This is a genomic window from Arthrobacter crystallopoietes BAB-32 (assembly GCF_000328305.2).
GTDB lineage: Bacteria > Actinomycetota > Actinomycetes > Actinomycetales > Micrococcaceae > Crystallibacter > Crystallibacter crystallopoietes_A.
On record NZ_ANPE02000181.1, the window covers coordinates 1 to 11,166 of the forward strand.

The window sequence follows — 11,166 nt, forward strand, 5'->3', positions numbered from 1 at the left end:
ACGCGCTGGCCCGGCTGCTGCGCCACCCGGCCCTGCGGTTGGCCCCGCTGCGCCGTGCCCTGCTGCAGGCGGTCGACGACGCGAAGCGGGGGATGGCCTTCCGCGAGGACACGCACTTCTACGCCACCATGGTGCTGCCGCCGCTGCGCCGCGCCTACGCCGGGCTGGGCCGCCGGCTCACCGCGGCAGGGGTCCTCGCGGAGCCGGCGGAGGTGTACCACCTCCGCTTCGAGGAGCTGGCCGATCTGACCGGGCAGTACGACGGCGGTGCGTTGCCGGCTGCCGTGGTGGAGCGGTACCGTGCGCTGGTGCGGGCGCGGGCGGCCAAGCGTCGCGAACTGCAGGCCGTGCCGCTGCTGGATCCGGCCGTGCTGTTCGCGCACCATCGGACGGCACCGGGCGCCCTGGTTTCCGGGACGGGAGCCAGCCGGGGCCAGGCAGCTGGCCCGGTCCGGGTCATCCGCGGGCCGGACGAGTTCGGCCTGCTGCGCAGCGGCGAGATCCTGGTCTGCCCCTACACCAATCCGGCGTGGACCCCGCTCTTCCAGCGCGCGGCCGCCGTGGTGGTGGACTACGGCGGGCTCGGCTCGCACGCCGCGATCGTGGCGCGTGAGTACGGCATCCCGGCGGTGATGGGCACCGGCAACGGCACCCGCGTGCTGCACGACGGCCGGCAGGTCCTGGTTGACGGGAACCGCGGCGTAGTGACAGCGGCGGATCCTGCCCTCAGTCTTTCTTGAGCTCCTCGGCAAGCATCACAATGATGCCGCTGGGACCGCGGACGTAGGTGAGCTTGTAGAGGTCCTTGTAGGTCGCCACGCCCCGCAGCGGACGGCAGCCGTGCTTCGCGGCGATCTCCAAAGCCTTGTCCAGATCGTCGACCGAGAACGCGACGCGGTGCATGCCAATCTCATTGGGACGAGTGGGCTCGGACTCGATCGCTTCGGGGTGGATGTACTCGAAGAGCTCAAGGCGGCCGTGGCCGTCCGGCGTTTGGAGCATCGCTATGTTGGCATGGTTGCCGTCCAGGCCGACGGCGGTGTCGGTCCACTCGCCGCTGACCGTGTCACGGCCGATGACCGTGAGACCGAGGTCCGTGAAAAAGGAGATTGTTGCCTCGAGGTCGCGAACGGCGATGCCGACGTTCTCAAATTTGATGGCCATGCGTTGCAGGCTACCGAGCCTGGCCGAATAGCTCCAGTAACGACGGCGGCCGCCGGAGGGTTCCGGGCGGCCGGTCGGGATGGTGGCCGGGTAGTGCGGAGGGAGGGATCAGTTGGCCGAGGCCAGCCACAGGTCGGGGCCGAACACCTCGTAGTGGACCTTCGTGGCCGGGATGCCGGCGGCGATGGCCTGGCTGCGGATGGACTTCATGAACGGCAGCGGGCCGCAGACGTAGACGCTGGCGTCGGCGGGCAGCTCGATATCCTGCAGCGACATGAAGCCGCTGTTGTAGCCATCCGTCGGCTCTTCCAGCCAGAGCTGGAGGTTGGCGCCGTCGAGCCGCTCAATGTCCTCGGTCATCTGCTCGCGCAGGGCCCAGGCCTCGAGGCTCTTCTCGGCGTGCAGTACCATGACCTCGCGGTCAGAGCCGTTGTCGGCCAGCGAACGCAGCGCCGAGGCCGACGGAGTGCAGCCGATGCCGGCGGTGGCGAAGACCAGCGGCCCGTCGCCGTCCTCAAGGGTCACATCGCCGTACGGGTTGGACAGCTCCAGCACATCGCCGACCTGCACATTGTTGTGCAGCACGGGGGAGACCTCGCCGCCATCGTCGCGCTTCGTCGTGAAGACACGGCGGGTGGTGGAGTCGACGTCGGCGGAGAGCGAGTACTGGCGGCACTGGCGCAGGCCGTCCGGCAGGGTGACCTTGACCGAGACAAACTGGCCCGGAACGGCCACGGTAACCGGGGTGTCGTCGGCCGGTTCCAGCACGAAGGTCACGCAACCGATGCCGGCCGGCTTCTTCTCGACGACCTTCCACGGGGTCCACATCTTGTCGTTGGCCTGCCGCGCATAGAGGCCCTTCTCGATCTTGATCAGGGCATCCGCCATCAGCCAGTACACCTCGGTCCAGGCCTCGGCGATCTCGGCGGTGATGACGTCGGCCAGCTCTTCGGCGATGGCTTCGAAGAGGTACTTGTAGACGATCTGGTACTGGTCCTCGGTGATGCCCAGGGAGGCGTGCTTGTGGGCGATCCGGCTCAGCACCTGCTCCGGGACCGTGTCCGGGTTGGCGACCAGGTGCGAGGCGAAGGCCGCGATGGAGCCGGCAAGAGCCTTCTGCTGCTCGCCGTTGCGCTGGTTCGCGCGGCTGAAGAGGCCGTCCAGCAGCTCGGGATGCGCGGTGAACATCCGGTTGTAGAAGTTGGGGGTAATGCTCCCGAGCCGCTCTCCAACGAGGGGCAGAGTGGCTTCGATAATGGGGCGGGACTTCTCCGAGAGCATCGTTACTCCTTGGGTCAGGTGTTGTTGACGCCTCAAAAGTAGCACCAGAAATGCCGGTTTAAATCCACATTTCTACGGCTCGTAGAAACTTCCTTGAATTACCGGGCCTGCTCCGGCCGGCGTGTGTGCAACATCACAAAAACCGGCTCCATCTGTGACCGGTGCGGCAGCCCCGAGACCACGATGTCATCCAGTTCGCGGTAGAAGGCTTCGCGGGCCCGGCGCAGGGCTCCGCGCAGGCCGCAGTCGGTGTTCATGGGACAGTCGCCATTAGGGCTCTCGCACTCTACGAGGTCCTCGCGTTCGTCCAGTTCGCGCAATAGCCAGCCCACCGTCGTCGTACGTCCCTTGGCGCTGATCCGCACCCCGCCGGAACGTCCGCGCACGGCCTCGACCAGGCCGAGGGAGCGGAGTTTGAGCACGGCCTTGCTGACATGGTTGTACGGCGTGCCGACGCCACCTGCGATGGCCTGCGTGGTCAGCAGCTCACCTTCGGGCGAGGCGCTGAGCAGCATCAGGGCGCGCAGGCACACGTCGGAGAAGGCATTGATCCGCATGCAGGCATTTTAGCCCTTGCCGGCGGACCGGCCGTGCGGAAAGCGGGTGGGGGCCTGCTGCCGCCTAGGAGCCGTTGCCCGCGGGCGGCCAGACAAGCCGCTCCTGCGGGTCGATGAACGGGTCCGGGTAGAGCCAGCGGCCGGTATCGTCCGTGCTGTAGGGCTGGATGGCCGCGATCGCGGTGCCCCAGCTGTGCTCCGTGGCCACGTGGATGGCGTCCGTATCGTGGTCCGGCAGGTAGATGTCGCTGATGACGGCGACGGCGCGGAGCTCGGTCTTCTGCTGCTGCAGCGCGGCGTAGATGTCCTGGATCATCGCGTCCGCATCCACTTCGCCGCCCTCTTCGCCGTTCCCCGTCTCGGGCGGGGCGACCGCGATCATGCGCAGTTCGCCGTCGGGATCCATCACGAGGGCGGCCGGCAGGAAGGCACCATGCTGTTCAAGCTGTTCCTGGGCCATGCCCAGACCAGTGCCGAAGAGCGTGTCAATGTCCTGCAGGACTTCGGGTTCGACGCCGTCGCGCCAGGAGCGGCTCATGCGTCCTGCCTGACGAGCTGGAGGACCTGGTCGCGGATGCGTTCCATGGTGGCCTGGTCGCGGGCTTCGCCGTTGTAGCGGAGGAAGGGTTCGGTGTTGGAGGGACGGAGGTTGAACCAGAAGGAGCCGTCGGCGGCGGTGACGGTGGTGCCGTCGAGGTTTTCGATGGTGACGTCCTGGCCGAGGCAGGCATCGAGGACTTTTTCGACGGCGGCGTCCTTGTCCGCGACGGTGGAGTTGATTTCTCCGGAGGCGTAGTAGGGGTCGTACTCGGCGGCGAGCTCGGAGAGCGGTTTGTCCTGGCTGCCGAGCGCGGCGAGGACGTGCATGGCGGCGAGCATGCCGGTGTCGGCGTTGAAGAAGTCGCGGAAGTAGTAGTGCGCGGAGTGTTCGCCGCCGAAGACCGCCTGCTCGGCGGCCATGACGGCCTTGATGAAGGAATGGCCGACGCGGGTGCGCACCGGGCGGCCGCCGTCGGCGGTAACGAGCTCGGGCACGGCGCGGGAGGTGATCAGGTTGTGGATGATGACCGGTTCGGTTTCGCCGGCGGCCTTGGCTCGGGCGATTTCGCGGCGGGCGACCAGGGCGGTGATGGCCGAGGGGGAGACGGGGCGGCCGGTTTCGTCGATCACGAAGCAGCGGTCGGCGTCGCCGTCGAAGGCCAGGCCGATGTCGGCGCCGTGGGCGGTCACGGCTGCCTGCAGGTCCGCGAGGTTTTCCGGTTCCAGCGGGTTGGCGGGGTGGTTGGGGAAGGTGCCGTCGAGTTCGAAGTAGAGCGGTTCGATGTCCAGCGGCAGGGCGTCGAGGAGGGCGTCGCCGAGGACGGCGGGGGTGGTCAGGCCGGCCATGCCGTTGCCGGCGTCGACGACGACCTTCAGCGGGCGGATGCCGGTGAGGTCGACCAGGGAGCGCAGGTAGGCGGCGTAGTCGGCGAGGATGTCGCGTTCGGTGATGGTGCCGGCGGCCCCGGCGGCGGGGATGCCGCCGGCCAGGTAGCGGGCGGCGGTGTCGCGGATCTCGAAGAGCCCGGTGTCGGAGGAGACCGGCAGGGCGCCGGGCAGGGCCATTTTCATGCCGTTGTATTCGGCCGGGTTGTGCGAGGCGGTGAAGACGACGCCGGCCGCGGCGAGCGTGCCGCAGGCGAAGTAGAGCTCGTCGGTGGAAATCAGTCCGAGCATGACCGGGTTGGCGCCCCGGGCGGCCGCGCCGCGGGCGAAGGCTGCGGCGAATTCGGGCGAGGAGGGACGCATGTCCCCGCCGACCAGCACCGTCGCCCCGGCCAGGCCGAGCACGTCGACGAAGGCCGCGCCGGTGGCCTCCACAGTGGCCGCGGTGATGGTTTTGCCGACGATCCCGCGCACGTCGTAAGCCTTGAAAGACTCCTGGAAAGAAACACTGAGATCGAGACTGGTCACCGGACCAGCTTATAAGCAATGCCTGTGGACAACCCACAATGCCTGTCGGCGGCGGCTGTAATACTGGGGATATGGCTGAAACCCCGAGCATGACCTCGAGCATGACAGTGTCCCTGGCCGACGAAGCCACGCAGATCCTGCGGCGCCTGGTCGGCAATGATGCGGCCAGCTTCCATGAGGGCCAGTTCGAAGCGGTCCAGGCGCTGGTGGAAGGCGGGCGCCGGGCGCTCGTCGTGCAGCGCACCGGTTGGGGCAAGTCGGCGGTCTACTTCGTTGCCAGCCTGCTGCTGCGCGCCCGCGGGGCCGGACCGACCCTGATCGTCTCGCCGCTGCTGGCGCTGATGCGGGACCAGGTGGCGGCGGCGGAACGGGCGGGTGTCCGGGCCGCGGCCATCAACTCGGCGAACCAGCTGGAGTGGGAAGAGGTGCAGGCCCGGCTGGCCGAGGGCAGCGTCGACGTGCTGCTGGTCTCGCCGGAGCGACTGAACAATCCGCGCTTCCGGGACGATCAGCTGCCGGAGCTGGTCCGCACCTCGGGCCTGCTGGTCATCGACGAAGCCCACTGCATCTCCGACTGGGGCCACGACTTCCGGCCGGACTACCGGCGGATCCGGGACCTGATCGGCCAGCTGCCCTCATCCGTGCCGGTGCTGGCCACCACGGCTACCGCCAACTCGCGCGTCGTGCACGATATCGAGGAGCAGCTGGGCGCTTCCTCGTCCGCGGGCGGCGAGGTGCTGACCATCAGGGGGCCGCTGGCCCGCCAGTCGCTCCGGCTGGGCGTGCTGCAGCTGCCCAGTCCGCGGATGCGCCTGGGCTGGCTGCTGACCCACCTGCAGGACCTGCCCGGCAGCGGCATCATTTACAGCCTCACCGTCTCCGCCGCCGAGGACACCGCGCGGCTGCTGCGCGAGGCCGGCCACGAGGTGCTGGCCTATACCGGCCGGACGGATCCGGCGGACCGGGAAGCAGCCGAGGCTGCGCTGAAGGAAAACCGGGTGAAGGCGCTGGTGGCCACCAGTGCCCTCGGCATGGGTTTCGACAAGCCGGACCTGGGCTTTGTGGTGCACCTCGGGGCGCCGTCCTCTCCGGTGGCCTACTACCAGCAGGTCGGCCGCGCCGGCCGCGGTACGCCGAACGCGGACGTGCTGCTGCTGCCGGGGACCGAAGACCGGGACATCTGGGAGTACTTCGCCACGGCATCCATGCCGAGCGAAGGCACGGCCACCGCAGTGCTGCGCGAACTGCAGGCGCCCGGAACCGTGCTTTCCACGGCGGCCTTGGAAACCCTGGTCAACCTGAAGCGCTCGCCGCTGGAGCTGCTGCTGAAGGTCCTCTCCGTGGACGGCGCGGTGCGCAAGGTCAACGGCGGCTGGGAGGGCACTGGGCAGCCCTGGGCCTACGACCGGGACCGGTATGAACGCATCGCCCGGGCCCGGGTCGCCGAACAGAACGCCATGCTGGACTACGAGAACACCGGCGCCTGCCGGATGGAGTTCCTGGCCAAGGCCCTGGATGATCCGTCCGCGGCCCCGTGCGGCCGCTGCGACAACTGCGCCGGCCCCTGGTACGCGAACACGGTGGCAGAATCGGCGACCGCCAGCGCGGAGGCAGCCCTGCAGCGGGCGGGGGTGGAACTGGAGCCGCGGTCCATGTGGCCGACCGGCATGGCCAGGCTCGGCGTGGAAGTGAAGGGGAAGATCGCGGCGGCGGAGGCCAATGAGTCCGGCCGTGCGCTGGCCCGGCTGACGGACCTGGGCTGGGGCGGGAGGCTGCGCACGCTCTTTGCACCCGGTGCTCCGGATGCGCCAGTAGACCAGCAGACCCTGCAGGCCTGTGTCCGCGTGCTGGCCGAATGGGGCTGGGCCCAACGCCCTGTAGCGGTGGTCAGTGTTCCCTCGCGGAGCCGGCCCCAGCTGGTGGCCTCGCTCGCCGAGGGCCTGGCCGGCATCGGACGGATGCCGTACCTCGGCGCCCTCGCTGCGCCGCACGGCGGGCCGAGGAACGGCCCCGGCGGCAACAGCGCGTACCGGCTGGCCGACGTGTGGGAGCAGTTCGAGGTGCCCGCCGGCGGCGCGGAATGGTTCGCCGAGCACCCCGGCCCGGTGCTGCTGATCGACGACCTGGCCGACAGCCGCTGGACACTGACCAGCGCCGGCCGGGCCCTGCGGCGGGCCGGCGCCCAGGCGGTGCTGCCTTTCGTCCTCGCCCTGAAGGCCTGACCGTTCCGTCCCACCCACTTTGGTTGCGGAGCACTGGAGCCGGAAGCCGGAAACCGATGCGGAGCGACTCCGCCGGTCAGGGGACCCGGACCGGCGGGACGTGTTCCGGAAGGTCCGCCCCGAGCAGGACGTTCTCGTAACTTGAGGACAGATGCCCGATATCGAGCGCCTGGATTCCCTTGGCTGCGAGCATGTCGGCGGCAACGGTGGCGGCCGGGCCCAGCGACAACAGGACCAGATCGCGGCCGGTGTCCTCGACCTCGCCGACCAACCGGTCCAGATCGAAGAACGCGTCCGTCGGAGTCGAGAACACTTCGCGCACGCTGCCGAGGTTGTCGAACAGCGCCGGGACAAGATCGAACCGGGAGCCCTGGCCCGACACTACGACAGCGTCGCGGCCTTCCCACACGGATCGCCATGCTTCGACGGCCTGCTGCCCGTGCTGGTGGAAGAACATCGGCCGGGTCACATGCGAGTTCCCGAACCGCTCCTGGGTGGCAACCATCGGGCCAACGAAGTGCCAGGTTTCAGCGAACACGATCGACCAGTGGGCACCCACGAAGACCTGCGGCATCCCGACCAGCGTATGTGCGGACGGCATCGTGAGGACCCGCTGGAGGGCGAGCATGAGTTCCGGCGAGTTCCGCTGGAATTTCAGCTTGTGCTCCAGCCGGTACATCAGCCGGAATTCGCCGTCGCCGAAGCGTGCCAGGCTCTTTCGCTCGTCGCGGAGGGCGTCGATGGTCGCCATGAAGCCGAGTTGCCGGGCCTGCAGCACATCGGCGATCTCCCGCCGGAGGGGAGCCATGGAGACATGCCGGATGTTCTCCACGGCATCCCGCATCCGCTTCGTCTCCAGGAAGGTCTTCGCCATCGGACCGTCGACGGCGTCCCGCAGGATCCGGTTCTGCTCAGCGAGCAGCTCGTTCTGCCGTTCGAGCAGCGCGGTCTGCTTCCGCAGGGCGGCCACTTTTTCCGCCGCCGCCCCGGTGAGCAGACGTTTGAGCCTTTTCGCGAGTGGCACCTGGACCTCCACCAAGAAGAAACCCGGCCGGAACCGGCCGATAAGCATGGGATTCTACCGGAAGGCGTTGCACGCCCGCGGCAGCAAAAGGCCCCTGCCGGATCCATGCGGAACCGTCAGGGGCCTGACGCGGAGACGGGGGGATTTGAACCCCCGGTCGAGTTTAACCCCGACCCTTCATTAGCAGTGAAGTCCATTCGGCCGCTCTGGCACGTCTCCAAAGTGCTGTTGCCAGCCCATCAAGACTACCCAGAATCGGCGGCCAGATCAAAACCGGCAGCCCGGTCGCCTTGGTGCCTCGCCAAGCATGCGCCGGCGGCCCGGACCCCGCGACGCACAGGCACCGCGCCGGTTCAGCCGGTCAGCGCCCGCCACAGGAAGGTGTGCGAGAGCGCCTGCAGCCGGGCCGCCTGCCGGTTGTCGCTCGCGCCCGCGTGTCCGCCCTCGAGGGCCTCATGGAACCACACGTTCTCAACGCCGAGTTTCTGCATCCGGGCGGCCATCTTCCGTGCCTGCACCGGCCCGACCCGGTCATCCGACGTCGCGGTCCAGATGAGCGCATCCGGGTAGTCGGTGCCGGCCTCCACCAGGTGGTACGGCGAGAAAGTGCGGATGAATTCCCACTGCTCCGGGTCGGCCGGGTCACCGTATTCGGCGATCCAGGAGTACCCGGCCGAGAGCTGCGTGTAGCGGGCCATGTCCAGCAGCGGCACGCCGCACGAGACGGCGCCGAACAGCTCGGGGTAGCTGGCCAGCATGTTGCCCACCAGCAGTCCGCCGTTGGAGCCGCCGGAACACCCCAGGCGCTCCCGCGAGGCCACCCCGCGGCGGGCGAGGTCCTGCGCCACGGCGGCGAAGTCCTCGTACGCCCGGTGCCGATTGGCCTGCAGCGCGGCCCGGTGCCAGCCGGGACCGTATTCGCCGCCGCCGCGGATGTTGGCCAGCACGTACACACCGCCGCGGCCGGCGCTGTCGCGCTGCTGCAGCCACGCCCGGCCGGTCACGCCGCTGTAGGCGGGAGTGCGGCTGACTTCAAACCCGCCGTAGCCGGCCAGCAGGGTGGGGTTGCCGCCGTCGTACTCCAAATCCTTGGGCCCGACCTGGAAGTAGGGCACCTTGGTGCCGTCCGCGGAGACCGCGAAGTGCTGTTCCACGTTGTAGGCGGCGGCGTCAAAGAACGACGGCGACTGCTTCACTTCCGCGGCCGTCGCGCCGATGGTGCCGCGCGAGAGCGTGGACGGGGTGAGGAAGCCGGTGGCCACGAGCCAGTAGTCGTCCCCGTCCTCCTCGTCCACGGCGTAGGCCTCCACCGCATGCAGCGGCGGGCAGGCGTCGAGTTCCTCCGCAGCCCAGCCGGCGGCCGGGTCGAGGACGAGGATCCGGGAGGAGACGTCCTGCAGCAGGTTGAGCAGCAGGTAGTTCCGGGTCCAGCTCCAGAACTGCAGCGACGTGCTGTCTTCCGGCCGGAAGAGCACCGTGAAGCCGCGGCTGCCGGCGAGGAAGTCCTCCAGCCCGATCACCAGCAGGGAGCCGGCCGGATAGGTTTCGCCCGGCTGCTGCCAGTCGGTCTGCGGGCGCAGCGTCAGCCATTGCCGGTGCAGGCTGACCTCCACGTCGGTGGGCACGTCGATCGGCAGCCATTCGCCGTCCCGGCGCAGGTAAGTGCGGTAGTTGAAGAAGTCGATCACGTCCACCGCGAGGTCCCGCTCGTAGCCCGGGGTCGGGTCGTGCACGGCCTGGCCGAGCATGTGCTCCTCGGGCACCTCGAAGTACGGTTCGGCCTCGGCCAGCGGCCGCCCGCGGCGCAGGATCCGGCTGGTGCGCGGGTAGGACGAGGCGGTCATGGAGCCGGGGCCGAAGTCCGTGCCGAGCAGCAGCGTGTCCTCGTCGCGCCAGCTGCACCGGCTCTTGGCCACCGGAATCTCGAAGCCGCCGGGCACGAAGGCGCGCTCCTCAACGTCGAACTCGCGCAAAGTTGCCGCGTCCGACCCGTCCGGGGAGAGGCGCAGCAGCGCGCGCCGGTAGCTCACGCCGTCCTCCGGGCGCAGGAACAGCGAGCCGGCGAAGACCCAGTCGGTGCCTTCGGCGGCAGCCAGCGCGTCCACATCCAGCAGGACCTGCCACTCCGGGTCGTCCGACTGGTAGCTCTCCCAGCTGGTCCGCCGCCACAGCCCGCGCGGGTTCTGCTTGTCCCGCCAGAAGTTGTAGTAGTGGTTGCCGCGCTTCGTGACGGAGGGAATCCGGTCCTCGGAGTCCAGCACGGCCAGGATGTCCTGCTCCAGGTCCCGGAAGCCGTCGTCGACCAGCTTGGCCTCGGTCCGCGCGTTCTGCCGGCGCACCCAACCCAGCGGCTCCGGACCGTGGATCTCCTCGAGCCAGGTGAAGTCGTCCGCGGGAAGGTGGCTGTGCTCGGTCATGCCTTCCATCCTAGGCGGCCACCGAACCGGAGCCGGGCGTCCCGCTACGCTAGAAGATATGGATTCCGCGCAAGGCTACCGGGTGGCGATCGTGGGTGCCGGCCCGCGCGGACTCTCCGTGCTGGAGCGGCTGCTCGCCCGGCTGCGGCACCTGCCCGATGGGCGGACGCTGCAGGTGCACCTGGTGGATCCGTATCCGCCGGGGCCGGGCCATGTCTGGCGGGCGGGGCAGTCCCGGTTGTTCCTGATGAATACACCGTCCCTGTTTCCCACCGTGGTGCCAACGGACGGGTTCGACGTCGACCCCGTGCCTTCCGTGGCAGGCCTTACCTTCGAGGTATGGCGCCAGGGCGTGGCCGCCGGGACGCTCGGCGGCGTTCCTGCGGAGGACCGGGACGAGGCGGCTGCGCTGGGACCGGCTGATTTCCCCAGCCGGCTGCTCTACGGGCGGTACCTGGCCTGGATCTTCTCGCGGCTGGCCGAGGAGGCCGGCGCCCGGGCGGCGCTCGCCGTCCACGCGACCGAGGCCGTCAGGCTGCATCCGCACG

Annotated in this window: 10 protein-coding genes and 1 tRNA gene; 3 read left to right on the forward strand and 8 right to left on the reverse strand. The window is 69.1% G+C overall.

Annotation, left to right across the window (positions count from 1 at the left end; genetic code table 11):
* Positions 1-740: PEP-utilizing enzyme (locus tag D477_RS14685; protein WP_005270820.1), on the forward strand; the 740-nt coding region annotated here is incomplete at its 5' end.
* Here the strand turns inward: D477_RS14685 and D477_RS14690 are convergent.
* From D477_RS14690 to D477_RS14710, 5 genes are all read right to left on the reverse strand, one after another.
* Positions 727-1,164 (reverse strand): VOC family protein, encoded by a 438-nt coding sequence (locus tag D477_RS14690; RefSeq protein ID WP_005270823.1) that lies wholly within the window; start codon positions 1,162-1,164, stop codon positions 727-729. The genes D477_RS14685 and D477_RS14690 overlap by 14 nt on opposite strands.
* A 108-nt stretch (positions 1,165-1,272) precedes the next feature.
* Complete coding sequence (locus tag D477_RS14695) at positions 1,273-2,445, reverse strand: globin domain-containing protein (RefSeq protein WP_005270824.1); 1,173 nt, start codon at positions 2,443-2,445, stop codon at positions 1,273-1,275.
* A 98-nt stretch (positions 2,446-2,543) separates the two neighbouring features.
* On the reverse strand, positions 2,544-3,002 hold the full coding sequence (locus D477_RS14700; RefSeq protein ID WP_005270826.1) for an RrF2 family transcriptional regulator: 459 nt from the start codon (positions 3,000-3,002) through the stop codon (positions 2,544-2,546).
* Between the two features lie 64 nt (positions 3,003-3,066).
* Positions 3,067-3,540, reverse strand: a complete 474-nt coding sequence (locus D477_RS14705) for a hypothetical protein (RefSeq protein WP_005270828.1) — start codon at positions 3,538-3,540, stop codon at positions 3,067-3,069.
* A complete protein-coding gene (locus D477_RS14710; protein ID WP_043847145.1) occupies positions 3,537-4,955 on the reverse strand; it encodes a phosphomannomutase/phosphoglucomutase in 1,419 nt (472 codons plus the stop codon). The genes D477_RS14705 and D477_RS14710 overlap by 4 nt, the downstream gene beginning before the upstream one ends.
* A 71-nt stretch (positions 4,956-5,026) precedes the next feature.
* Between D477_RS14710 and D477_RS14715 the strand changes: the two genes are divergently transcribed.
* Positions 5,027-7,177 (forward strand): RecQ family ATP-dependent DNA helicase, encoded by a 2,151-nt coding sequence (locus D477_RS14715; RefSeq protein ID WP_052510799.1) that lies wholly within the window; start codon positions 5,027-5,029, stop codon positions 7,175-7,177.
* A 76-nt stretch (positions 7,178-7,253) separates the two neighbouring features.
* Here the strand turns inward: D477_RS14715 and D477_RS14720 are convergent, their stop codons facing one another.
* The 3 genes from D477_RS14720 to D477_RS14730 form a co-directional block, all read right to left on the reverse strand.
* Positions 7,254-8,201 (reverse strand): GT-D fold domain-containing glycosyltransferase, encoded by a 948-nt coding sequence (locus D477_RS14720; RefSeq protein ID WP_190273572.1) that lies wholly within the window; start codon positions 8,199-8,201, stop codon positions 7,254-7,256.
* A gap of 130 nt (positions 8,202-8,331) precedes the next feature.
* A tRNA-Ser gene (locus D477_RS14725) sits at positions 8,332-8,420 on the reverse strand.
* Positions 8,421-8,554: 134 nt separating this feature from the next.
* Positions 8,555-10,618, reverse strand: coding sequence for a prolyl oligopeptidase family serine peptidase (locus D477_RS14730; RefSeq protein WP_005270837.1), 2,064 nt, complete (start codon positions 10,616-10,618; stop codon positions 8,555-8,557).
* A 58-nt stretch (positions 10,619-10,676) separates the two neighbouring features.
* On the opposite strand from D477_RS14730, the gene D477_RS14735 reads away from it, so the two are divergent.
* The coding region (locus D477_RS14735) for an FAD/NAD(P)-binding protein (RefSeq protein ID WP_005270841.1) at positions 10,677-11,166 on the forward strand (490 nt) is incomplete at its 3' end.